The following is a 24437-nucleotide window of genomic DNA, read 5'->3' as shown; positions in this document are numbered from 1 at the left end:
ATATTATTTATTTCTATATACCAACCAACTGCCTGTCCTTGGACTACTTACTTCAAAGTAGACCTCGAACGAACAGTCTTTTTTTATCTCAACAGATGATGACACATATATATTATTACCACGTTGCCGTATAACATTTTCTTTATTTACAATAGTCGGAGTTTGATTACCACTATATGCAACTCTTAGTTCAAAAGGAGATCTATAATCAGTATTTACAGTAATTGTTTCGTTATTCTCTCTAAAATACAGAACCTTATTAGTATGTAAATAAAGTTCTGGACAACAAGATACTATATACGCCCATTTTGTCCCCTTAACTTCTTTTCTTAACATTTCTGCTTGAAAATCATCGTAGCAACAAATTTTAACATCTTTTAGTTTTGAAAAATCAAGTTCTCCATCAATAAGGAATTCTTGTTGCCTTTCGTCAAAAGTGTCGGAACTGTTTATGTATATTTCTCGCGCCTTAATTCTGTTAGGATCATCCACCACCTTAAAATATCTTGATGAATCCTTTTGCATATTACCATTGCTATAGTAACACAAATCCGGCATGACAGATAACAATTCTTCAATATCAAATATAAAAAATACAGGAAGTGGGCATTTGGGTAATCCAAGATTCAACGCTCTACTATAATACTTGTTGTCATCAATATCCTTACCTAAACATTCATTATAAAACTGAGTAGGTGTTTTTGGTCTAAAGTAGAATCTTGCAAATCTGTGAGCTTTTCCCGTCCTATAGACATTACTTCCAGCACTATTAGAAAAGTTTCCTTCTACACAATTACGACTTTGCAGTTTCATAGCACGAATAATCTTTATAGCATTATCCATATGTGTAAAATGATATGCTTTCGGCCTTCTTGGGAATTTAGAGACAAATTCCACAACATTAATCTGTTTAGAACAAAGCATGTCTGAGGTTTCAAACGTATTGCTGAAGGCTTTATTATTAACTAATACTGGCCAATTCCACTTGCCTCTATACTTGTCAACCAATTCTCTGGAGAAATATATATCTTTCGAATCGGATGCCAGACTCCAATCAATATAATCTGCAAACGAATCAAGAATCTCTTTAGTGAATTTAAAATCACTCTTCTTACAAATAATACTCCAATCGACATAATCCTTATATTTATTTAGAAATTCTAGTGTGGTCGATTTTACATATTGGTTATTTGATAGAACTCTCCAATCAATGTAGTCTATATAATCATCAATGAAAGGTACTATAGATTTTCTACTTGATATGTACTTCCAGTTAATATCTTCAATAGGAACAACACTCAAAACTTTGTTTGTAATAGGAAATTCTTTCAATGACGAAATAGAATACCAATCAATTTGCTTACTGATAGAATCATTTTTAGCTACTGCAATTATCAATTCTTCGTTTGACCATGCTTGATTATTTTGTAAAGATAATAATTTCCAATTGATTTCACAATCTATATGAGAAAGTAAGAACTGGACTGTTGGATAGAACGTTGAAGTTGAAGAAGTAAGAAGCTGCCAATCCCATGGATAGTCTGGCATTTTTTCAACAAACTGCATTGTTGGCTTGACTATACCATGTTCTATAAGCTTATTGTAATCGTATTCTGCTCGAGGATTGATTTTAATAATCTGTTCAATATCTACATCATTTCGTTCGGAAAGAGATTTAAAATTTACATACCTTTTGTATTCTTCAATAATTTCATTCAGTTGTTGCTCATCTCGTACACAAAAAACTCTGCTAAATTTTGAAATATAGTTCCAATCGATTTTATCCTTGTGCTGAGATAAGAACCATCGTTCGTCACGAAGGCTTTCAAAATGAGACAGCAAAGCGTAATTCCAACGATTTCTTTCGTCGGAAAGTATCTTGCGGATTTCGTCTCGCCATGCCTTTTCTTTAATACCTAATTTTGGATTATACTTAAAACTCTCATCTACAGTTTCTGAACTTGAGAGAATATTCCAATCAACAATATTCCTACATTCATCAAGATCACGGAACACATAGAACTCCTTATGTCGGCAGAAATAATCCATATCCCACCAGTATTCCCGTTTTCTAATTGTTTCCCTGATAATCTTCTTGAGTTCCCTGAACGAATACTGCTTTGTCATTGCACTCCATGCTGCTTGACATCGTTCTCTCCCTGGTATGTCTGTAAGAATAACTGCTAGTTTATCAAGAAAGTTATAATCAAATCGTTTTGCAGGAGTCAATATACGTGGCAGTGATACTTCCCAATTCCAATACTTACTGAACTTTTCAAGATTATCCATCAAGAAATCGATACCAACATGCCCTGAGATGTATGTCCAATCCCACTGTTCTACAAATAACCTATTTCCTAAATTTTCTAATTTTAATCTTGGAAACATTCTTTCTGTTAAAACTGTCCAATCCCATGGATATTTAAAATCTTTGTATTTACTGATAACATAGTCTATGCTTGCAATTGAAGAAAATGCAGTCCAGGCATCTTTATCTTCTCCAATCATCAACTCGATGCCATTTATTGTCTGCAGAAATGTTGCATCCGTCTGATTTGCCAATACAACCTTCCAATTAAGTTTTGATCCGAAACAAGAGAACAGAAGTTTTTCAGAAAGAAGGGACTTGTTAGAAGAAATTGAATCCCAGTCCCATTGATAAGATTTCGAATCTATTAATATATTGATGTCAGAAATCCTAGAGGAAACATACTTTCTACCTTCTTCTGTAAATTCATTTACAGAGTATTTATCAAAAAATTCTTTTGTCCATACTAAATAAGGATTACATTCGAAACCCTTCATGTACAACGTTGATTGCCAACACAAAAGCCCATTTTTGTATAACAAATCAATTATGTCACTTGTCCATAGATATTCTTTATCATTAAAGATTGCCGAAGACAAAACTCCATCACCCTTGCTCGCTTGGGCTATAATATCAGCAAATGAATCATTACATACAAACTTTGATGCCCACTCAGTATTTGTAAAAACTCGGTCTAAAAGTTTTACTAATTCAAAATGTACACCTAAAATTGAAATGTTCTCATATATAAAATCAAGACAAAACTCATTTTCTACTTTATTCCAATCCCACCTTTTATCACTATAGCGAAGAATTGCTTTACGAACTTCCTCTGAATCATTAGTATATGAAGCTAGGTTCACCTTAACGAGGTCAAGGTGTGCAAGAACAAAATTCCGAGATAGTCTATTCTCTAATTCTTCCCAATTCCAATCTTCTTCGGTTTCTTTTTGGAATAGAATGAGTTGCTCTATAACTGATTCTTTCCTATTAACATCCTCGGATAAGACTTCTAAATTCCAAGGATAAATAAGGAAACTGTCGATGAGAAATGAATCATCTATTCGCTCTGTAAGAATTGGCCAATCAAGAAAATCTTTATAATCTTTTATGTGCTCCTTAAGTACTTCTATATTACAATGTCGTGTTATATTCCTCCAGCATGTAGCTGTTGCCCTATCAACAATTACTTCGAAAAGTTTAGAATCTGTCCATATTGTACGGGAATCTTTAGTTAATTCTTCGTAATCAACTAAATCAAAGTATGGCTCCAATGATTCATAGCTTAAAATAGACGACTTATCATCCCATAATTTCAGGAACAAACATTCAAGGACAATATTTTCTTTTCTGATTTTATTGAGTTCTTCATTGAGAAGCTCCGTTGCACATACTGCAATACAATCACCATTCATTATAGCTGGAATATACTCATTGCCAGCCTTAAACAACTCTACAGAAACATTTATTGTCTCTAAATCAAAATACGCCTGTAATTCTGCAAAATAAATATTCGACCTTTCTTTTGACTGAAGTTCAATTCGTTTCTTTAATTGATCATTATTATAATATATAACTTTCTCTATTTCTTCATCTTCTGGCCATATATTTTTTTTAGTCTTAATAGAAGAATAGATACCCATATCTTTATAAAACGGGAACATGATCATAGCCATTGGCGTCCTAGACTTCACCATAGAATGTTCATAGACGTCCTGAGTGCCTATAAAGAATTGATAATGCTTACCTTCCTTCAAAGATATCCTACCTAACTCCGTCAGAATAACTTCATTACCGACAATTTTAACTAGGTGTTCTTTTTCTACCCTTGACAGTATATCTTCAAAGATTCTCACTTCTGCTACATCATAATACACCTCACGTTTTCCATCCAATTCTTGATCAGACATACAAAAACCTAATAAAATGCCAAGACTATGTTTGTCATAACACTTTTCTTCTGTAGAATCAAGTATTGAGCAAATTACATAATACAGGTCATCGAGAGGTTCTTCTGTAAAGTATGCAACATCACAGATATATTTTTTCACCCCCCACTTAGTGCAGGCTGAATAGATGTACTCTGAAGAACTAATTTTATCTGTTATTACACTCATACTTCTTGTTGTTTTAGCACCTTGTTATTTTTATTTGAATCTATCGTAAGGAATAATCGCTGATAAATTTCGAGAGATGAGAATAGTTCTCTATTACCGACAATAATTAATAATCGTTTCGCACGAGACAATGCAACATTCAATCTGTTTGGAGATTGTGCAAAGCCTAATGATTTTTGCTTTGGAAAACCTAAATCAGGGTAACGTTTCCAATCAGGTTGCTGATTCTTGGAACTTTGAATTGTATTGCTTCTAACCATTGACACAATTACTATATTTCGTTCCATACCCTGGAAACGATCAACAGTACTTACACGAGTTAATAAAGTTGAGTGACTATGAGCAATCATTCTTAGCTGCTTAATCTGCTTTCCATAAAAACTTATAATGCCAATCTGTTTGTCCTCTTCTTTCGTGAATTTACCAAGATATCTATGGAACGAATCAGACTTCTCAAATTTTGTCAAAAGTTTATCAACTGTTTCAATTTCACCATAATTAACACGAGACGTTCCATCCATCATTTCCGGTGAGTTTGTATCAATGAACAATACATGAGTATTATGATCTATCAATCCAGGAATATCAATTCCATGATAGCGAGAAGCAGGATTACTCATATCATGATCGTTAACTCCAAGGTCTATAGGTTTTACTAACCCACAATATAAACCGCCATCTGCTCGATAGAATTGTTCGATAACTTCATTTATATCAGGGTGCATTCGATACTGAAAATTGAAAGAACCTTTTAATGACTCATCAATATTATTATATAGATTTTCAAAATGAGAGACTTCCATCTCTTCAAAGTGTTCATCAACAAACTTTCTAAGCTTGCAAATTTCTGCCCTATCGTTATCGTCAATAGCAATCTTTTGTGCATAATCTAACGTCTCTTCAAATTCTTCTTTGTCAAGCATAGGAGGAAGCTGTCTATGGTCACCTATTACGATTGCTCTTTGACCATATACAAAAGGCAACACTAATTCTGCAGGAGTTGCTTTAGAAGACTCGTCCTGAATTACTGTTGTAAATTCTATTCTCGCTTTTCCTCTTTTCTGTTTAAACACCTCACAAAAATTTCGGAAGAATAAAGTGAATCCATTAAACTCCTCATTGCCTGCTCGTCTATCACCTATTGAACTACATGTCGCACCTATCACATTTACATTTTCAATGTATCTATTGTATACTATTTCACGCAATGCCCTACTTGGATGATTAAGATAGTTGCGCCAACGTTCAGACACATTATTTTCATTACTATTGGTTCTATTAAATGATCTTGCAGAGATATTGTCAAGCCAGTTTTTAAGAATCAAGTTATTCTGAACAGTTGTATGTGTTTCCTCGTCTGCTTCGTTTTCGATAAGACAAGATTCACCCTCTTCTACCCATCGCTTCATCAGTTCAATAGAAAACTGAAGGCCTTCTGATTCTAGTTTTTCCTCATCACCAAATCGTACAGGCTTAACCAAATTGGTTTTGTCATTAACTATTCTGGAAATGGCATTATCAACCGCCAAGTTCGTTTCGGATGTTAGCAATATTCTTTCTCGTTTATTTCCTTGCTGTAGTCCCTTTCTTACAAGTTGCCATATCATTTCCGCAATTGCTGTTGATTTACCAGTACCCGGAGGACCTTGGATTACAGCAAGATCCTCTGCATACATAGCTTTAATAATAGCTTTTTTCTGTGGCTCATTAACTCTAGAATTGAGCAGATGCTCACACAAATCTCTGTAAACTACACCATCCCTACGAAGCAAAAAATCGATATCCTTTGTTTTCACGGCTTCTGCAGAATTGAAAATAAACCTTTGTAAGCGTGGATTTACCAATTCTGTACCAGTCGCAGCCATAGTGAAGGTATTCTTCAATCGTGAGATTTTTTCTAATTCTCCAGTTAATACAGGAATTATAGTTGTTATTGCTTTTGATTCAAATGCTTCAATAATATGTTCTTTCTTATCATCAGACACATCGATATCGAATACTAGTTCTGGATAGTTTGCCTTCAAGAGTTTACCAAACTTTAATTCCTTATCGTCAAGCATAAAACCAAAATCAGCTCTACGCATCTCTGTAATACTTTCTTGAAGATCCTCTAATCGCGATTTTTTGTTATAGCTGACGTTAAGACGTATCTTACCTGGTATTTTTTCGGCAAACTGTACATTAATACCTGTAACCAACAATTGAAGCAGATCACTTTCTAGACGTGCTCGCTTAAGCTCATAGTAATCTGGTTCAAGATATGGTAATCGAATCTTAATTTGATGATAAACACTATCATTTTGAATATCTATATTATCATATTTGTCCTCTAGAACTTGCTTCAGTGAGTCATAACCAACTAATTGAGAATTAACAGAACACTTAAAACGATGTTCATCATGAACGTTTACCTTTACAAAAGGATTTTTACTTTCAATTTCAGACAGAATCTCGTCTATATTGTCTGTCCTCCAGTTGAAGTCAATTCCAATTGCTCCTGTTTCATCATTGAAACTACACCCCACACCTTTGTTTCTGATATATTGTCCAATCTCTGCAAATTTCGATTTTACAAGTTGATGTTTTGATATAGAATACCCAAACAGAATTTCTATTTCAATATCGTCATTCGAGCAATAAATCATTGCTTCATTCATAAAGGCTTGGATATTATCGTTTACTTCAATTACATAATCCTTATGACACGGATTATTTTTAGTAAAACTACGACAAAATTCAAAAGTATCAGTATTCGGGGAATAGCAGTCATAACAATCTTTCAGTTTTTCTTTTGCTTTCGGATTATTTATCTTAAAAATAAGAGTATATTGTTTACAATTTAGGCCTATATGAGAATATTGCTGCATCACATCCCATGGTATATATTGGTTATGATATTCTAACAATTCTATAATTTTGGACTCTTGTTGATTTTTCTTCTTTTTCTCGTATGTAACGTAGTGCTCACCAAAAAGATACTTTATATAACCTTCTAGATCAATGCGTACTTTGGATATAAAAGTAGCTTTATCGTCTATTGTTCCTTCAACGAGATTCCCATCTTTGAGAATTGAATCCATTTGATGCAACTCACCAATTGACAACAGGTCAGAACGCTCCATGTCACCACCGTAATTGATAATGACATTTATTGCAGGAGTGGTATCAAGCTCAACATAACACTCAGAAAGGCCTTTTCTGACTTGTTCCAGTTCCGTTTCTTGCAAAGTATTCCACTTTGATTCATCTACAAGAATATAACCAGATTCAAGATCATATGAATCAAGTTCTAATTTACCCTTCAAAATAGAATCCAATTGCTGTTCGTTACGACTTTCATCTACAGTCACATAGAGTTTATCATTATCAACCTCTATACTTTCTGGTATTATTGAAATAGGAGAGCAACGCAGTTTAATAAGCTTTTCTTGAATATCTACAAAACGTTGCCAAATATCCCGAATCGCAACCAGAGTATTGCTCGATTCAATAGACGTTACACGCTTACGACCATTAGATTTACGTTGATTATTGCGTTCATCACGTTCCCTTCTTTCCTCTTTAGTTTTTCTTTGAGGACGAGTTGCAATACTTTGACCATTAAGATCAATCGTGCCTAATCCAAATGACTTAGAAACATTTATATTTTTATCGGCACAAAAATTTTCAACAAGCATCTCATATTGCTTTTCAGTAATCTTAACATTAGGTGTCGCATCTTGAATTGGGACACCTTTTTTTTGTAGGAATTCTGCTGCAGCATTAATTCCTATATTTAATTTCTTTAAAACATTATTTAGTCTTATTACCATAATAATCCCTCCTTTGAGTTTTAATATTGATCAAAACTACAGACTTTATACCAATTATTTTTCAATAAACCTCACAGCGCCTATCAGAGAGACATACTTATTTGTCTCCAAAAAAATATTTCTATAGCTACTTATTTTTGAGTGCCAGCATACTCTTGTTAAATAATGCGAAGAACAGCAAATTCTTCCAAAGTGCAATTTTTGCACTTTGAAAGCAACAAACAGGCAGAATTTATACTTTGAAATCCTGTTTTTGCCTTTGACTCTCCACTTCCAGTTTCCAATCTAAATGTATCTCACAATTTCCAAGAGGAGTGTTTTCTCCAAGCATCATATTGCGATATTTTATATTCTAAATTCTATTTAACTACCCTATTTCAAGCCCTAAAACCTGCTCTATTATCGGAGCCATGTCAAAGTACTTATATTGTGCCAAACGGCCGCCAAACAGCACGTCAGGCTCTTGTGAAGCCAACTTTCTGTATTGCTCAGCCAGAGCGTTGTTGCGGTCGTCGTTTACAGGGTAATAAGGCTCCATTCCTTCGGAATATTCGGTTGAATATTCCTCGCTTATAACGGTCTTTGGGCAGTCGTAAACCTCCTGACCGAACATCTCAAAATGCTTGTGCTCAATCACTCGTGTGTAAGGCTGCTCGTGCGATGTGTAGTTTACAACGGCATTTCCCTGATAGTTAGGCATATCCTCTACCCTCGTCTTGAACGAGACGGTGCGCCAGTCGAGTTTTCCAAGTCTGAAGCCGAAATACTCGTCTATTGCGCCTGTGTAGACCATTTTGTTAGCAATATCACGCCAGCCGTCCTTGAATTCCGACTTGAAAAAATCAACGTTTGTCCTGCACTCAATGCCTCTCAGCAAGCCCTCTGTGAGCCTGTTGTAGCCTCCTATCGGAATGCCCTGATACTTGTCGTTGAAATAGTTGTTGTCGAAAATCAACCGCACTGGCAGTCGCTTTATAATAAATGCCGGAAGTTCGGAGCATTTTCGCCCCCACTGTTTCTCGGTATATTCCTTTATTAGCATCTCGAAAATGTCTTTTCCGACCAAGACAAGAGCTTGTTCCTCGAGGTTCGACGGTTCGCGACCGCCCAGAGCCTCCACGGCCAGTATCTTCTGCTCCTCAATCTTAGCCATTGCCATTGCCGGAGTAGTTACGCCCCACATCTGGTAGAACGTATTCATATTGAAAGGCAGATTGAAGAGTCTGCCCTTGTAGTTTGCCACCGGCGAGTTGGTGTATCTGTTAAACTCGACTATCGAATTGACAAAGTCCCACACCTCTTTGTTGGATGTGTGGAAGATGTGCGCACCGTACTTGTGGACGTGGATTCCCTCGATGTCCTCGCAATAGATGTTACCGCCCAAATGAGGTCTTTTGTCGATAACCAGACAGCGCAGTCCTGCCCGATGCGCCCTGTATGCAAAGGTGCTGCCAAACAAGCCTGCACCGACAATGAGATAGTCAAAATCTTTGTTTTTCATGCTTGCAAAGATAAGAAATTATTTCAGAAGGAAGTTTTAAAAAGACCGTTTTTATTTGTCGCAGAAAAGCAAACGGCTATATCCAAAGCTACACAGCATTAAAAAAGGATTCGTTTCACAACGAATCCTTTCCATGAGAAAACTAAAAACTCAACATATTTTATGTATCAATCCTTATATAAATTTCTTAACACCTAAATAGCAAATTTCTTTGTCCCAATGTCTTAATTTGTGTTATAATATCCTTAGTAGATTTATCTAATGGAATTTTACGATGCAAATATCTGCATTTTATTTTTATCTGACAAACTTTCTGTTTAAAAAATACACATAAATTATACAATTAAAGAATAAATAACGATAAATAAGCAACATTTCCGTAATTTCACATAAAATACCATTTAAAAGAGACAAATCGGCAAATGGCGGAAAGAATTTAAGAAAGCGCAGAAAGTGTTTTTTCGAACTTCTGGAACGTATATCATTTTTTTTATGTAAGTTTGCACCACTTTTTCTACAGAATAATGCCAAAATAACATAATCCAGACAATGAGCAAATTTGTTAAAACGATATTCGCCCTGTCGCTCGTGCTGCTTGCATCGTGCGGCAAGAAGGAAGAAAGCAAGCCTGCCACCGAGGACGCGCGCGACTCCATCCCGCAACTCATTCTTCGCGTAAGCCAAAGTTCAAAGTTATATACTTCTGAATATCAGATTCATAAGATTATCACTCACGACGATGTTGTAAGGCTGAACGGCTCGTTCTTTGCAAAGAAATTCAGCATGAAACTGCCGCTTGCCGACCGCAAGATTGCCATTCCGATTGATGCCACGCTGAAGGGCTATGTTGACATGAGTTCGTTCAGCGAGAACAACATACGCAAGATGCCAAACGGCAAGATAACCGTAATCTTGCCCGAACCGCACATCATCGTGTCGGGCTCAAAGGTTGACCACAACGGCATAAAGCAGTACGTCTCTTTCTCGCGCTCAAACTACAGCGACGAGGAGATGAGCAACTTTGAGCAACAGGGCATGGCAAGCATCATCGAGAGCATTCCCGAACTTGGCATCATCGAGAGCACACGCGACGGAGCGGCGCGCATCATCATTCCTATGCTCGTAAAAATGGGCTATAAGGAAGAGGACATAACCGTTGAATTCCCTCAGCAATACATGGGCGATGCCCTCATCGGCATTCTGGAAGGAAACACAATGAAATTAAAGAAATAACGATGGAAGAACACAATATCAAACCCGAAAACAAGGCTGCCGAAGAACAGATTTCTGTCGGCAACGGCACTACCGTCAATGGCGAGAAGAAGCCCGAAAACAAGTGGACAAGACGACTGAAAAGGCTGATTCCGGGCGCAGCAGTAGTGAAATTCGCACGCGAGCACTGGAAACTGACGTGCATTGTGGCTGCCATCGCAATAGGCACGGCATACGCCATCACGAAGATGGTGTACAATACAGCTACGAGTTTCGAGATTGTGCGCGACGAACGCATCGACATTACTCCTGCGGAAATACGAAGCATAGAGGAGATTGGCGAATGGGAGTTTCTTTCGGTAAATATGGAAGAACTTGTAGACACCACCAAAAAAGGTTTCTTTACGGGCACAAGCACGCTTGCACGCATATACAAAGGCACGGTACGCATAGGCATAGACATGCACGAATGTAAGGACGGATGGCTAACCACTCAGGGCGACACTCTTCGCGCCAGTCTGCCGGCAATCAAGGTGCTCGACAAGAATTTTATCGACGAGGCTAACACCCGCTCGTTCTACGAGGACGGCTCATGGACCGGCAACGACAAGGAGCGCATGTATCAGAAGGCGCGCCGCATGATGCTACAGAAAGGCTTCTCGGCACAAAACCGAAAGAAAGCCGAAGAAACGGCACGACAGCAACTTACAAAATTCTTCCGCTCGTTTGGATACAACAACGTTGAACTAACCTTCGGCAAATAAAAAGGCATGGAAAAATTCGAAAGCATAATTGGTGATATCAGCTCATTTCTGTGGGGATGGCCAATGATGATACTTCTTGTGGGAATCCACATCTATCTGACTATAATTCTGAGATTTCCGCAGCGCAAACTGTTTACGGGCATCAAGCTGTCGGTTAAGAAGGACAAGGATGCCGACGGCGACGTCAGTCAGTTTGGAGCGCTCGCCACATCGCTTGCCGCCACCATCGGCACAGGAAACATCGTGGGAGTGGCAACGGCAATAGCCCTCGGAGGTCCGGGAGCGGTGCTGTGGTGCTGGCTCACAGGCGTCTTCGGCATCGCAACGAAGTATGCCGAGGGACTTTTAGCAATTAAATACCGCGTAAAGACCGATAAGGGCAAGATGCTCGGCGGACCGATGTACGCCCTCGAAAAGGGGCTTAACTGCAAGACGCTCGCCATAATGTTTGCCGTTTTCACATCTGTCGCCGCCTTCGGAATTGGCAATACCGTACAGGCAAACTCTATTTCGATGCTTCTTCGCGAGAGCTACGGCATAGAAGCGTGGATTACGGGCGCAATAACGGCCATTCTGGTGGCTCTCGTCATCATCGGCGGAATAAAGGGCATAGCCAAGGTATGCACGGCTTTCGTGCCGTTTATGGCGATAATGTATGTTCTGGGATGCTTTTATATTCTCTGCATAAATCACGCCTATATTGGACAGGCAATTAGCGTTATAATCGATTCTGCATTCCATCCGCAGGCGGCAGGCGGCGGTTTCGTAGGCTCTACGGTGATGATTGCAGCACGATACGGCATTGCACGAGGATTGTTCAGCAACGAGTCGGGAATGGGCTCTGCCCCTATCGCAGCGGCCGCAGCACGCACGCGCAACCCGGTGCGTCAGGCTCTGGTATCGTCTACGGGAACATTCTGGGACACCGTGGTGGTATGTGCCATCACTGGCATCATGCTTGTTAGCAGTATTATTGCATTTCCGGATATAGACTATCACGACGGCGGCGCGCTGACCAAGGTCGCATTCAGCAAGATTCCGTATCTTGGAACGCCAATCCTAACGTTCGGCATCATCACCTTTGCCTTTTCAACCATCTTGGGATGGAGCTATTACGCCGAGCGGACCATCGAATATCTGCTGGGGCACAAGTTCATCTGGAGTTACCGAGTTTTGTGGATTATAGCCGTTTTCTCCGGTGCTGTGCTGAATCTGAAACTTGTGTGGGACCTTGCCGACTGCTTCAACGCGCTGATGGCGATACCTAACCTGCTGTCGCTCGTGTTCCTTTCGAAGGTTCTTATAAGCGAAACGCGAAAATATCTGTGGGAGGGCAATCTCGAAGAGGACGCTCCCGAGGAGGAATAAAAAAGAATCCGCAGCATCTTTTTACAGACAGATGTTGCGGATTCTTTTTTTCGTATGCCTCAAGAGAGACACGGATGTCATTTCGTTTTCTCCCACGCCTCGGCTATGGCATCAAGTCCGATGCCCAGCAGACGAGCCTGACGGAAGATTTCGGGCAGAGTCTTCTGCATGAATTCCTCGCGCTGAGCCTTTCGCAGTCGTTTCTTGGCATCGGTACAGACAAAATAGCCGATGCCGCGTTTCTGGTACACAATCTCCTCGCGTTGCAGCACCTCCATAGCGCGGATTACCGTATTGTAATTGATTTCGTAGGTCGCGGCAAGGTCGCGCACGCCCGGAATACGGTCTTCCTCGTTGTAGTTGCCCTTCAGAATCTCCTCGCAGATGAGATATGCCACCTTGCCGAAGATTGTCTTTTCGTTGGATGAAATCATATCATTAAAAGACCGTTATTTGCTGGCTGACAGCGTTTGAATAGCTTGTAGTTAACCACATTCAACACTACCACCAGCAAGAAAATAAATACCTGTACCATACCATTCTCCAAGAATTCATATACTTCTGGCACTTTGGATACACCAGTCCAGAGGACAAGAATTACAGCGCATCCAATACGAATGATATTTGAACGGAACAGAAAAACAAAGAACAAGGAAATCGTCTCTAAATACATGAACTTCAAGCAAGACATTGGTGTGAGCAAAGTTATAACAATTGAGCAGCTATCGCCAACAAAATAACGTGTAATAAGATAATCCACAACCGCTGCCATCGGCAAAAATGCCACATACGCCACCCACGGATGTAACAACACATACAGATATTTTGTTTTTACCGAAACAGGAAGCAACTGTATTGTCTTGTTTCCCATTAGGGGGATAAGCACAAAGATATGTGCAATAAAAACTCCGCTAAAAAAAGGAGACATCGACAATTTCCCGACATATCCATCTCTCACACAATTTGTGAGAATAAAATAAAGGAAAATAGCATACACCAGCAAAAACACACAGTTCTTTATCAATATAAACAACGACTCGTCTTTCAGAAATGCTTTATATCGTAACATAATGAAACGTATTTAAAAGTTATAATTTATGTTGAAATCATCCGTTTACGTTTTGTGAGAAACAGACAAACTTATCGTACTTCTTGCGTATAAACATAAGCCAAGATACAGGCAGTAAGATTACTGCATTTACAAGTAAAATCATTGTCATGGTCTGAATTCCCATTCCATGACCGTATGCAAAAGAAAAAATCTTCATGTATACAAATGCCAGCAATACGAATATAGAAATCGACATGGCTCCGTAGCCAATACTGAGCGTAAGCAACCACATGCAACCAAGCAACATCGCCACCAAAGCAATTGGGTCCAACACTAAAAAGTCACAAGCCTGCGTCAAATCTATCGTATTTCCGCCAAAACAATGAAGCAAGACATTTCCGCAACCTAAAGCCAACGCATAGCCCAAAACAACCGTAGCAACAGTCAGTGGCATCTGGAACAGCAGCAAAGACAGATATTTCTGCGACATATTGGCTGGCACAAGAATATTATGCTTGACATTGAAAACATTACACACTTCACTCAGTCTGGAAACTAATATCAATACCAGTATTACATCGAGGATGAACCACGGCAAAGTAAACAGATGAAACATTCCATCTGACATGACAATAACCCAGAGTGTCCCTATCAGCCAAATGACAAGAAAAGTCCACAGATGGTTGAACCGTTCTTTCATCCACAAGAAACGAATAAGATTCTTCATGATTTTCAGCGTTTTGCGTTAACATATTCGAATAGCAGTTCAAGATTAACAGGCGTTTCGTCCTCGTCGGGAGTGCGTCGTGCCATGCAGATTTCACCGTCCAGACTCTTCTCGCTGTACAGAATTTCGCCCGCAGGATTCACCCCGAAAGTGTATTTCTCTGCCAGCTCCATCGTGCTCGAATCGAGCAGAACGCCGTTGCCACCAATAATTGCAACATGGTCGAGCAACGTCTCAACGTCGTGTACCTGATGCGTAGAGATAACAATGGTGCGGCCTTCGGTCATGTTGCTGGCAATGACCTTGCGGAACTGTCGTTTCGACGGAATGTCGAGTCCGTTTGTAGGCTCATCCATCAGCAGCACCTTTGTGTTGGTAGCCAAGGCGAAGCTCATCATCACCTTCTTCTTCGTTCCCATAGACAGTTTGGCGAGCTTCATGTCGGTTGGCAGTTCAAACTCGCGCAGGCACGAATCAAGAATCTCCTGACTAAAGTCCTTGTAGAAAGGGCGGTAGATGTCGATGTACTTCTTGAGCGACCAGTTTGGCAACATGAATTCCTCGGGCACGAGATAGAGTTTTTCGAGCAGAGCCTTGCTCTTTTCGCCTGATGGCAGTCCGTCGATGCAGACAGAGCCTGATTTTGGCAGCAGAAGTCCGCTGATAAGGTTGAGCAAGGTCGATTTGCCTGTGGCATTCTTGCCCAGAAGCCCGTAGATGCAGTTGTCGTGCATCTCCAGATTAAAGTTGTTGAACACGTTTTCGCCAGAGCGTTTGTAGCCGAAGGTGAGGTCTTTGATTGTAATCATAATCTGTTTTTTTAAGTAATTGTTTTTCTATATTATGCCGAATCAGATTGTACATATAGCGTTTCCTATCAGCGATTTATGTTTGCAAGTATAGTGTCATAGTTAAATATGACGGTACAAATATAAAGGTTTTATTTCTTCCGCCAAAATAATTGCAGATTTTTTTCAGAAAAAGTGCATAATAATTAAAAACAATCACAAAAAAAGAGTCCGAACCTCCCAAGAAAGAAGATTCGGACTATTTCGTCACGAAAAATGCGTTTAAAGCTCGTCTGAAGCGTAGATGAACTCCATTCCCGGCTTCTTGTAGTCGAATATCTCGCCTTCGTTAAAGAAGCGTTTCAACTCAATCTCAGCGGCTTCTGCGCTGTCGCTTGCATGAACGATGTTCTCCTGGAAAGACATAGACAAATCGCCGCGGATTGTGCCCGGAGCAGCCTTTCTGCCGTTTGTAGGGCCTGCCAGCTGTCTTACAACCTCAACGGCATCAACGCCCTCGTAGCAGCACACAACCACCGGAGTAACGGTCATGGCATCCTTCAGTTGCTGGAAGAATGGCTTCCCTGCGTGATGAGCATAGTGCTCGCTCATCTGCTCGTCGGTTAACTGACACATCTTCATGCCTGCCAAACGCAAGCCTTTCTGCTCAAATCGCTTCGTAACCTCACCTATCAAGCCGCGCATCAGGCAGCTTGGCTTCAGTATTACTAATGTTTTCTGTATCATTTTATTTAAATTTTTGGCTCGTAAAGATACAATAAAAACGGCAGAAGAAGCAAAACTTTCTAAAAGATTTTTACAAAATACTACTCCTGAAAGTTCAAAAAAATAGTATTTTTGCACTGAAATTTTAATACCATAAAAAATGAGAAAAATAAAAAGTACAATTTTAGCAGCATTGACGCTTATCGCGCTTAATCTGTCGGCAAAGACCGATACCATTCAGGTGAAAGGCTCAGTAGGTATGTTGTCGGCCATCGTTCAGAAGCCCGAACTGCAACCGGGACAGAAATGTCAGATGGTTATCATCGCACACGGATTCATGGGTAACAAGAACGAGCCTCTGCTGAAGGACATCGCCGAGAATCTGCTGAAGAAAGGCGTAGCAAGCATCCGTTTCGACTTTAACGGTCACGGACAGAGCGAAGGCAAATTCGAGCACATGACCGTTCTGAACGAGATTGAAGACGCCAACTGCATTTTCAACTACGTCTCATCGCTCGACTATGTTAAGTCGGTATCTATGGTAGGACATTCGCAGGGCGGCGTGGTTACAGCCATGCTAAGCGGACAGTTGAAGAACAAAATCAAGAAGGCTGTACTGCTCGCTCCAGCCGCTGTTTTGCGCGACGACGCAATTCGCGGAACAATCATGGGCGTTATGTACGATGCAGCCAATCCGCCAGAGGAAATCAAACTGCTCTTCGGCAACCTAAAACTTGGCGGAAACTACGTTAAGATTGCCCAGACTCTGCCTATTTACGACACAGCCCGACAGTTTACAGGTCAGCTTTGCGTTATCCACGGCACTTACGACCGCGTTGTTCCTTATACCTACGGCGAGCGTTTTGCCTACGAACACAAGGGCAGCGAACTGCATATAATAAATGGTGCCGACCATGGATTTAGTCAGCACCATAATGAGGCTATCAAATTTACAATTGATTATCTAACAAAGTAAGAACCTTAGTCCTGACAGACTAAAGTTTTTCGCCATACATCAAGTCGCCAGCATCGCCCAAACCCGGCACAATATATTTGCGTTCGTTTAGTTTTGGGTCGATGGTGGCGCAATATAGCACCACATCATCTGATGGGAAACACTTTTTCAGATGGTCAACTCCCTCCTGAGCGGCTATAACGCAAGCCATTATTAGTTTTCCCGGCTTTCCTTTCGACTCAAAAGCCTGATATGCCAGTTCCATGCTCTCGCCAGTGGCAAGCATAGGGTCTACAAGCATCAGGGTCTTTCCCGTCAAATCGGGAGTGGCGATGTATTCGATATGCACGCCTACATTGCTGCAATCGCGGTCGGTATAGTAGCGATAAGCCGATACGAAGGCGTTTCCAGCCTTGTCGAAGACATCCAGAAAGCCCTCGTGCAGAGGCAGTCCGGCGCGGAACACCGTTCCTATCACAATATCATCGTCGAGCACCGAAACAGTTGTCGTCTCCAACGGAGTTGTTACCAGAGTTTTCTTGTATCTTACCGACTTGCTCACCTCGTATGCCATGGCGTTTCCTATGCGGCGCACGTTGTTGCGGAATCGCATTCTGTCATTCTGCACATTAACATCGCGCAATTCAGCCAGATACTGACAGATGATATTATTTTCTTCGCTTAAATTTATAATCTTCATAAGTGTAGAACGTTTTATTCCTTGATATCTACTATTGTTCCGAAATCCTGCCAGACAGGGGCATTCTCGTATGCGCTGCGAGCACCGGCAGGCACATGCAGAACGAGCGAACGGAGGTCTGACAACTTCTCGCAGAATGAATTAGGCTCGCACTTTGGCGGAACTGTGCCGAGGCAATAAACATCGGCCATACGCTGTGCATCGAAAGCCTTCTTGCCAACATATTTCAGCGTTGCCGGCAGCTTAACTCTGTACTCTTTGCTGAAATTGAATGTGCCCTCCTCTATTCTCTCGAGGTTTGAGCCTATGTCGAAATGCTTCAGATCGCACTCGAAGAAAGCCATCTTGCCGAGTTTCTTCAGGGCAGGCAGTTCTATGCTTTTTACCTGAGTGCTATAGAATGCCTCAATGCCTACGGTCTCCACATTCTGTGTTCCGTTAACCGCCTGAACGGTAGACATCTTAAACGCCTCGTCCTCAATCTTCGTTACCGTCTTTGGCAGATTTACCACCTGCAACGAGTTTGAGTAGTAGAAAGCGCGTTTTCCAACAGCAGTAACGGTGTATGTAACCTCCTTGCGCGTAACTGTTTCGGGCACGTTCAGGGTATCTTTGTAGGTAAAGGCATCGCCTTCCTGGAAGAATGTTACGCTTACGGTTGGCTTGCCGCCCTTCTGCGTTGTGATATTGTAATAGATGATTTTGCCGTCGGCATTCTTTCGGCAGAAATCAGAAGCCTGCGCGCCCAAGACGGCACAGGCAATACATAGGATGGAAATGATTCGTTTCATAAATCTTATCTTGTTATCATACTTTTTTCTTTCAGATACTGCTTGAAATCGTTGCCGTCGGCAAACATGAACACATGATGCAGGATGCCGAAACTAACCGGATGTCCGTCAAGATAGCCGATTGAGAAGAACATACAATCCTTTACCTCTACCGTGCTTGCCACAACGTCTACGACATTATCCATAAACATGCTGATAACGTCAGAAAAAATGCTTCCTCGGTCGAACATATCATAGATGCCGTTGCTTCCGCAAACCGACTCAACCTCGCGAGCCACCACTCTGCGATGAGCGTCCTCGTCGGGACAAGTTACGGCAAGCGCAAAGAGCACCACAAACGCCGCAATCAGAGCCTTACCCTTCCAAGAGATGCTGTCGCGCAGTCTTCGCGGTCTGTTGTCGCGATATTCCTCAACACGCTGAAATCCGGCAGGAATGGCTTCGTCAACATCATTCGACACAACGGTTTCGTCAACTGGCTGTTCTTCGGTCTTTTCTTCTTCAGCAGGCTGATTCTCAGCCTCGTCTTTATCATCATCGATTGGCGACCACGATTCTTTTCTCTCAACCTCAGGATGAGCGGTCTTTTCGCGTATGGCTGCCTTTACATCGGCAAACTCCTTCTTTTCGTAGAACGACTCGCCATTGCCGTCGCCCAAATCTATATACCAATAAAAATAGTCTTCCTGCACCTTCGCTGCCGGAAAGCCCTTTACCGAAATGTCAATATCTTTTCTCATATCCGTTCAGGTTATTTTATGCCATTCTGGCTAACATATTCCTTGAAACGCTCGTGCGAGCCGTTAAACACGTTTATATCTACGTTTCCGTGGATTCCCTTAACTACTCCGTCTTCTGCCAACTGCCAATACTGCAGATGATAGAAAGGCTTGTACTCGCCATAGCGCGCAATCCACAGGTCGTACTTCTTCAGTTCCTCGGGAGCCTTTGCATAGTGGCGGTTCAGGAACAACTGACCGCAATAGAGTATCGGCTTTACGCCGTACTGACGCTGCACTATTCTAACCCATACCAAGATGCGCTGAAACATGCTCTTCTCGCCGCCCATGCGCACAATCTGGTCCTCGGTTGGCTCTATGTCGAGCATCGGAGGCAAATCGCCCTTGCGCAGTTTCACGCTCTTGCAGAAGAATCGCGCCTGCTGGATTGGGTCTGCCGGCGTAAAGAAGTGATATGCTCCGCACACATAGCCGTTTCGGCGCGCAGCATGGATATCGGCGGCATAGTATCTGTTAAGCAGTTGCTTGCCTTCTGTTGCCTTTACATACACGAAGGTTACGGGACAGGTTATGTTATCGCCCTTTATGCGCTTCTGACTCTTTGTTCCGAGGCTTGTGATGCTCAGATTGCCCCAATGTATAGCGTATCGCTTCTTGTCATGCTCATGCTGAAAACGGCTCACGTCGATACCGTAAACGCGGTCGGTAGAATAGAGTATCTTCTCGCCCTGATACTTGCCCTTGACCCAGAAACCGCACTTTACCGGTCCTGTCTTTTCGATGGCAAAGCCGAATCCCGAGCGTACTCCAGCCTGATAATGTCCGTCGTAAACAGAGCCGTCGGGCGTTGTAAGACAGCCTACACCGTCTGCCACGCGACTTGTATTGAAATATCCTTCGTAGATAATGCCTTTAGGATATCTGGCTGTTCCGTAGTCTATGCGTCCGGCTTCCCAGATGCCAGTAAAAATACCTGTCGAATCGGACAAAACGCCGTATCCGTCTTTTCTGTCAGACTTCCACTCGCCTTTGTACACGGCTCCGCTGGCATACTTCAGGATGCCCTGTCCGCAGATTCTATCGTTCTTGTACTCACCACGATACACGTTGCCGTTCTTCCATGTAGAAATGCCGAAGCCGTTGCGCTGTCCTTTCTTCCACTCGCCCTTGTATGTGAGTTGGCTGTCTGTCCACGTTCCGTAGCCCTGTGGCTTTCCGGCAACAACCTCGCCCGTGTACTGTCCCCCAGCCCATGCCATGCTCTCCGTTTTTGTGTCTGAGCACGACATCAGAGCCGTAATGGTTATAATATATGCTGTTATAATATACTTTTTCATTGCATCAATCTCCTCACCGCCTTCACTTCAACCATTTTGTCACCTTGGTTTATGCCAACTACAAAACCTTTCCGACTACGTATTACGCTGCCCTCGCTCCACTGAAGCGTAGGAATTGTGTGCGACCATGTGCGTATAACGTTGTCTGCATTTCCGCTCTGCTGAGACATCTGTCCGAGCGTGCCTTGCATTACGGCAGGCTTTACTTTCTCTATGTTACGGCTCTCAACAGCACCAATGTTAAAGCCTGTCAGCCAAACTCTCATGTCGTGGTCAACGCCGTCGAAAATAGAGAAAGGAGCAATTCTGATGCTCTTAGAGCCTTCGGGCATAACGCTGTCGGTGGTATGCAGAAGGGCGAGTTCGCTGTCGCTCTCGCTCGCCAAGACGCTTGCATTATATCGTCCGACGTACGATGTGTCGGCGGTTTCTGTTCGGTACACAAGACTCATATTAGAACGATAAGAAACCTTTACATTGTTCATTCTCAGAGCCTTTACTACGCAGTTCTCAATCTTGTCAAGATAGCCTTTGCGATTGTCTAATTTTCGGTAGTATAGAAGAACCTGATCGTATCCGTCGTCCTCCTCATTGTGAGTCTCGACATAATACTTGAATTCGCTTGCCTGATGGTCGATAATCTTCTTCTCTGCCAGCACCTTGTTCTGCAAGATATTAAGATATTTGCGAAGTTCCATGTTTAGTTTTGTAAGCGGGATGAGAGGACGGACAACCTGCGTTGAGGTAACAACCCTTCCGTCGCATAAGCTCCACGGCTGCGGGCCGCTAACAAAGAAGCCTGTGGCATACCGGCTCACAACAGCCGAATCCTCAACAATCTGCATTCGTCCGAAGCCGTTCTTGCGGTCGAACGTACTGAAATACAGCGTATCTACACCCGGAACTTCGAGGGCGTAGCAACTTTTATTCTCAACAAGCACAGTAGCCTTTTCAGCCCTATCATCAGAAACAGGCCAGAAACAGAATGCCGCACATCCACACACTATCAACAGGACGAATACGGGTATAACAACGCCCCACCGCACCCTGTGCTGCGAGAGCCTGCTATCATTATAGCCGTAATGTTCGTACCATTTGCGTTTACGTCTGAACAAACCCATAGATAAGTAAATTATTTACATTGTGCAAACTTACAAAAAAAAATTATAAAAACAAAAAAGGCAGGAATAAATCCCTGCCTTTGTAATATTTATAGTGTGTAAAGAATTACTCACCCTTCTCAAGCTGAGCCTTAAGAGCTGCAAGACCGTCGATATCGCCAAGAGTTGTAGAAGCAGCCTTGTTCTGGATTGTAGCTGTCTCCTCCTTCTTAGTTGACTTCTTAGCTGCAGCAGCCTCCTTCTTTGCAGCACGAGCCTCAGCACGAGCAACATCCTCGTAGATACGGCTGTGTGAAAGAATGATACGCTTGCTCTCCTTGTTGAACTCGATTACCTTGAACTGAAGAGTCTCGCCAAGCTGAGCCTGTGAGCCGTCCTCCTTTACAAGGTGCTTAGGAGTAGCGAAGCCCTCAACACCCTGCTCCAAAGATACTACAGCACCCTTGTCAAGCATCTCGATGATCTTACCCTCGTGGATAGAATCAACTGTGAACTGACCCTCGAATGCATCCCATGGGTTGTCCTCAAGCTGCTTGTGGCCAAGGCTCAAGCGACGGTTCTCCTTGTCGATCTCAAGAACCTGAACCTCGATCTCTGCGCCAATCTGAGTGAACTCTGATGGGTGCTTGATCTTCTTAGTCCAAGAAAGGTCTGAGATGTGGATAAGACCGTCTACGCCTTCCTCGATCTCAACGAATACACCGAAGTTAGTGAAGTTGCGAACCTTTGCAGTGTGCTTAGAACCTACAGGGTACTTAGCCTCGATGTTCTCCCATGGATCAGCCTTAAGCTGCTTGATACCAAGAGACATCTTGCGCTCCTCGCGGTCGAGTGTAAGGATAACTGCCTCTACCTCGTCGCCTACCTTCATGAAGTCCTGAGCTGAACGCAAGTGCTGGCTCCAAGACATCTCTGAAACGTGGATAAGACCTTCTACACCTGGAGCAATCTCGATGAATGCACCGTAGTCAGCCATAACGACAACCTTACCCTTAACCTTGTCACCAACCTTCAAGTTAGCGTCAAGGGCATCCCATGGATGTGGAGTAAGCTGCTTCAAGCCAAGAGCGATACGCTTCTTCTCGTCATCGAAGTCAAGGATAACGACGTTAAGCTTCTGATCCAACTCAACAACCTCCTTAGGATCGCTTACGCGGCCCCATGAAAGGTCTGTGATGTGGATAAGACCGTCTACGCCGCCAAGGTCGATGAATACGCCGTAGCTTGTGATATTCTTGACAGTACCCTCAAGAACCTGACCCTTCTCAAGGTGACTGATAATTTCCTTCTTCTGTGCCTCAAGCTCTGCCTCGATAAGAGCCTTGTGAGAAACAACGACATTCTTGAACTCCTGGTTGATCTTAACAACCTTGAATTCCATTGTCTTGCCAACGAAGATATCGTAGTCGCGGATTGGCTTAACGTCAATCTGTGAACCTGGCAAGAATGCCTCGATACCGAATACGTCAACAATCATACCGCCCTTAGTGCGGCACTTAACGTAACCCTTGATGATTTCCTCTGACTCAAGAGCAGCGTTGATACGATCCCATGCACGTGTTGCACGAGCCTTCTTGTGTGAAAGAATCAACTGACCCTTCTTGTCCTCCTGATTCTCGATGTAAACCTCAACAACGTCGCCAACCTTGATATCTGGGTTGTAACGGAACTCGTTCATTGGGATAACACCGTCTGACTTGTAACCGATGTTTACAACAACCTCGCGCTTGTTAAGGGCGATAACTGTACCGTCAACAACCTCGCGCTCGTTTACCTTGTTAAGTGTTCCTTCGTAAGCAGCCTCCTGAGATGCCTTCTCTGCGTTAGCAGCACCGTTCTCGTAAGAATCCCAGTCGAAATCTGCCAATGGAGCAATGTTCTTTAAATCTGACATAATAAATTGATAATAAATTAATTAATAAAGTTAGACATTATATTGTTATAAAATCTGGGCGCAAAAATACGACTTTTTTTTCGTCTGGCAAAGGTTTTTCGTCAGTTTTTTGCTTAAAAATCAAAGTATATGAGGGCGTTACTATATGTCAAAATGCAATCACTCCCTTCCACCCTTATATTTTATACGCCAGTTCGGGATAAGATTAGAGTTCAAACAGCTCAAGTTGTCTTGATTTTTCGACATGCACAGGAAGAGCATCCGGCTTGTTCTCGAAGAAGCAATATGCAGTAAGGGCAGAGCAGATGTTCATGATAAAATTGTGTATCGAGCGATGGCGTGAGTGCACAAGGTTTGCCTTGTTCTTGAGCAGGTCGTTGATGCACTCGATGATGCATCTTTCCTAAGCAGAATCTTCTCCTCAAGCGACATGAGTTTGTTCTTCATGTTCGCCTTGAGACCATGTACGAGAAGGACTCCCTGATCGAACAGTGAGTCGAAGAGTTCCTTCTTGATGTAGCCTCT

The 24437-nt window shown here is 42.1% G+C and carries 18 protein-coding genes and 1 pseudogene; 4 read left to right on the top strand and 15 right to left on the bottom strand.

The genetic code is table 11. From position 1 onward, the window contains the following. Nucleotides 1–3 precede the first annotated feature (3 nt). The 3 genes from T538_RS0107970 to glf form a co-directional block, all read right to left on the bottom strand. Nucleotides 4–4425 (bottom strand): DarT ssDNA thymidine ADP-ribosyltransferase family protein, encoded by a 4422-nt coding sequence (locus T538_RS0107970; RefSeq protein ID WP_031536016.1) that lies wholly within the window; start codon nt 4423–4425, stop codon nt 4–6. Continuing rightward, nucleotides 4422–8237: a DEAD/DEAH box helicase gene (locus T538_RS0107965; RefSeq protein WP_081835071.1), complete on the bottom strand. Its 3816-nt coding sequence runs from the start codon at nt 8235–8237 to the stop codon at nt 4422–4424. The genes T538_RS0107970 and T538_RS0107965 overlap by 4 nt, the downstream gene beginning before the upstream one ends. A 367-nt stretch (nt 8238–8604) precedes the next feature. Beyond that, nucleotides 8605–9738, bottom strand: coding sequence for a UDP-galactopyranose mutase (gene glf / locus T538_RS0107960; RefSeq protein WP_031536018.1), 1134 nt, complete (start codon nt 9736–9738; stop codon nt 8605–8607). Between the two features lie 549 nt (nt 9739–10287). Here glf and T538_RS0107955 point away from each other — a divergent pair. The 3 genes from T538_RS0107955 to T538_RS0107945 are packed head-to-tail and all read left to right on the top strand — an operon-like array spanning nt 10288 to nt 13082. Then, a complete protein-coding gene (locus T538_RS0107955; RefSeq protein WP_031536019.1) occupies nt 10288–10971 on the top strand; it encodes a DUF4230 domain-containing protein in 684 nt (227 codons plus the stop codon). A gap of 2 nt (nt 10972–10973) precedes the next feature. Next, entirely contained in the window at nt 10974–11714 is a 741-nt protein-coding gene (locus tag T538_RS0107950; protein ID WP_081835072.1) for a DUF4230 domain-containing protein, read from the top strand. Nucleotides 11715–11720: 6 nt separating this feature from the next. Next, complete coding sequence (locus T538_RS0107945; protein WP_031536023.1) at nt 11721–13082, top strand: alanine/glycine:cation symporter family protein; 1362 nt, start codon at nt 11721–11723, stop codon at nt 13080–13082. Between the two features lie 77 nt (nt 13083–13159). Here T538_RS0107945 and T538_RS0107940 read toward each other — a convergent pair whose 3' ends face one another. The 5 genes from T538_RS0107940 to ndk all read right to left on the bottom strand — a co-directional run bounded on the left by T538_RS0107940 (nt 13160) and on the right by ndk (nt 16395). Next, the gene (locus tag T538_RS0107940) at nt 13160–13516 is read right to left on the bottom strand and encodes a GntR family transcriptional regulator (protein WP_031536025.1); all 357 of its coding nucleotides are present in this window, start codon (nt 13514–13516) and stop codon (nt 13160–13162) included. Further along, complete coding sequence (locus T538_RS0107935) at nt 13513–14040, bottom strand: hypothetical protein (RefSeq protein ID WP_155993067.1); 528 nt, start codon at nt 14038–14040, stop codon at nt 13513–13515. The genes T538_RS0107940 and T538_RS0107935 overlap by 4 nt, the downstream gene beginning before the upstream one ends. Nucleotides 14041–14188: 148 nt before the next feature. Beyond that, a complete protein-coding gene (locus T538_RS0107930) occupies nt 14189–14860 on the bottom strand; it encodes a hypothetical protein (protein ID WP_031536031.1) in 672 nt (223 codons plus the stop codon). Between the two features lie 5 nt (nt 14861–14865). After that, nucleotides 14866–15669: an ABC transporter ATP-binding protein gene (locus tag T538_RS0107925; RefSeq protein ID WP_031536033.1), complete on the bottom strand. Its 804-nt coding sequence runs from the start codon at nt 15667–15669 to the stop codon at nt 14866–14868. Between the two features lie 261 nt (nt 15670–15930). Next, nucleotides 15931–16395, bottom strand: coding sequence for a nucleoside-diphosphate kinase (gene ndk / locus T538_RS0107920; protein ID WP_031536035.1), 465 nt, complete (start codon nt 16393–16395; stop codon nt 15931–15933). A gap of 139 nt (nt 16396–16534) precedes the next feature. Between ndk and T538_RS0107915 the strand changes: the two genes are divergently transcribed. Further along, a complete protein-coding gene (locus T538_RS0107915) occupies nt 16535–17350 on the top strand; it encodes an alpha/beta hydrolase (RefSeq protein WP_051655961.1) in 816 nt (271 codons plus the stop codon). 19 nt (nt 17351–17369) lie between these two features. Here the strand turns inward: T538_RS0107915 and upp are convergent, their stop codons facing one another. The 7 genes and pseudogenes from upp to T538_RS0107880 all read right to left on the bottom strand — a co-directional run. Continuing rightward, nucleotides 17370–18029 (bottom strand): uracil phosphoribosyltransferase, encoded by a 660-nt coding sequence (gene upp / locus T538_RS0107910; protein ID WP_031536039.1) that lies wholly within the window; start codon nt 18027–18029, stop codon nt 17370–17372. A gap of 14 nt (nt 18030–18043) precedes the next feature. Further along, on the bottom strand, nt 18044–18820 hold the full coding sequence (locus T538_RS0107905) for a leucine-rich repeat domain-containing protein (protein WP_081835073.1): 777 nt from the start codon (nt 18818–18820) through the stop codon (nt 18044–18046). Nucleotides 18821–18825: 5 nt separating this feature from the next. Further along, the gene (locus T538_RS0107900; RefSeq protein ID WP_031536043.1) at nt 18826–19560 is read right to left on the bottom strand and encodes a hypothetical protein; all 735 of its coding nucleotides are present in this window, start codon (nt 19558–19560) and stop codon (nt 18826–18828) included. 11 nt (nt 19561–19571) lie between these two features. Beyond that, nucleotides 19572–20897 (bottom strand): GH25 family lysozyme, encoded by a 1326-nt coding sequence (locus T538_RS0107895; protein WP_051655960.1) that lies wholly within the window; start codon nt 20895–20897, stop codon nt 19572–19574. After that, complete coding sequence (locus T538_RS0107890; protein ID WP_031540982.1) at nt 20894–22018, bottom strand: hypothetical protein; 1125 nt, start codon at nt 22016–22018, stop codon at nt 20894–20896. The genes T538_RS0107895 and T538_RS0107890 overlap by 4 nt, the downstream gene beginning before the upstream one ends. 106 nt (nt 22019–22124) lie before the next feature. Next, nucleotides 22125–23912, bottom strand: coding sequence for a 30S ribosomal protein S1 (rpsA, locus tag T538_RS0107885; protein ID WP_031536049.1), 1788 nt, complete (start codon nt 23910–23912; stop codon nt 22125–22127). Between the two features lie 205 nt (nt 23913–24117). Next, nucleotides 24118–24437: pseudogene (locus T538_RS0107880) on the bottom strand (transposase); the annotation flags it as partial.

Source organism: Bacteroides sp. Ga6A2 (assembly GCF_000702225.1).
Lineage (GTDB): Bacteria > Bacteroidota > Bacteroidia > Bacteroidales > Bacteroidaceae > Ga6A1.
This window is presented reverse-complemented; position numbering and strand designations above follow the sequence as displayed.

What these genes read in the sequence shown, in the direction of transcription:
- T538_RS0107940 (WP_031536025.1), bottom strand. Translation starts at nt 13,516, where the DNA reads ATGATTTCATCCAACGAAAAGACAATCTTCGGCAAGGTGGCATATCTC.
- rpsA (WP_031536049.1), bottom strand. Translation starts at nt 23,912, where the DNA reads ATGTCAGATTTAAAGAACATTGCTCCATTGGCAGATTTCGACTGGGAT.
- T538_RS0107950 (WP_081835072.1), top strand. Translation starts at nt 10,974, where the DNA reads ATGGAAGAACACAATATCAAACCCGAAAACAAGGCTGCCGAAGAACAG.
- ndk (WP_031536035.1), bottom strand. Translation starts at nt 16,395, where the DNA reads ATGATACAGAAAACATTAGTAATACTGAAGCCAAGCTGCCTGATGCGC.
- T538_RS0107945 (WP_031536023.1), top strand. Translation starts at nt 11,721, where the DNA reads ATGGAAAAATTCGAAAGCATAATTGGTGATATCAGCTCATTTCTGTGG.
- T538_RS0107970 (WP_031536016.1), bottom strand. Translation starts at nt 4,425, where the DNA reads ATGAGTGTAATAACAGATAAAATTAGTTCTTCAGAGTACATCTATTCA.
- T538_RS0107915 (WP_051655961.1), top strand. Translation starts at nt 16,535, where the DNA reads ATGAGAAAAATAAAAAGTACAATTTTAGCAGCATTGACGCTTATCGCG.
- T538_RS0107895 (WP_051655960.1), bottom strand. Translation starts at nt 20,897, where the DNA reads ATGAAAAAGTATATTATAACAGCATATATTATAACCATTACGGCTCTG.
- T538_RS0107925 (WP_031536033.1), bottom strand. Translation starts at nt 15,669, where the DNA reads ATGATTACAATCAAAGACCTCACCTTCGGCTACAAACGCTCTGGCGAA.
- T538_RS0107930 (WP_031536031.1), bottom strand. Translation starts at nt 14,860, where the DNA reads ATGAAGAATCTTATTCGTTTCTTGTGGATGAAAGAACGGTTCAACCAT.
- upp (WP_031536039.1), bottom strand. Translation starts at nt 18,029, where the DNA reads ATGAAGATTATAAATTTAAGCGAAGAAAATAATATCATCTGTCAGTAT.
- T538_RS0107905 (WP_081835073.1), bottom strand. Translation starts at nt 18,820, where the DNA reads ATGAAACGAATCATTTCCATCCTATGTATTGCCTGTGCCGTCTTGGGC.
- glf (WP_031536018.1), bottom strand. Translation starts at nt 9,738, where the DNA reads ATGAAAAACAAAGATTTTGACTATCTCATTGTCGGTGCAGGCTTGTTT.
- T538_RS0107900 (WP_031536043.1), bottom strand. Translation starts at nt 19,560, where the DNA reads ATGAGAAAAGATATTGACATTTCGGTAAAGGGCTTTCCGGCAGCGAAG.
- T538_RS0107955 (WP_031536019.1), top strand. Translation starts at nt 10,288, where the DNA reads ATGAGCAAATTTGTTAAAACGATATTCGCCCTGTCGCTCGTGCTGCTT.
- T538_RS0107890 (WP_031540982.1), bottom strand. Translation starts at nt 22,018, where the DNA reads ATGGGTTTGTTCAGACGTAAACGCAAATGGTACGAACATTACGGCTAT.
- T538_RS0107965 (WP_081835071.1), bottom strand. Translation starts at nt 8,237, where the DNA reads ATGGTAATAAGACTAAATAATGTTTTAAAGAAATTAAATATAGGAATT.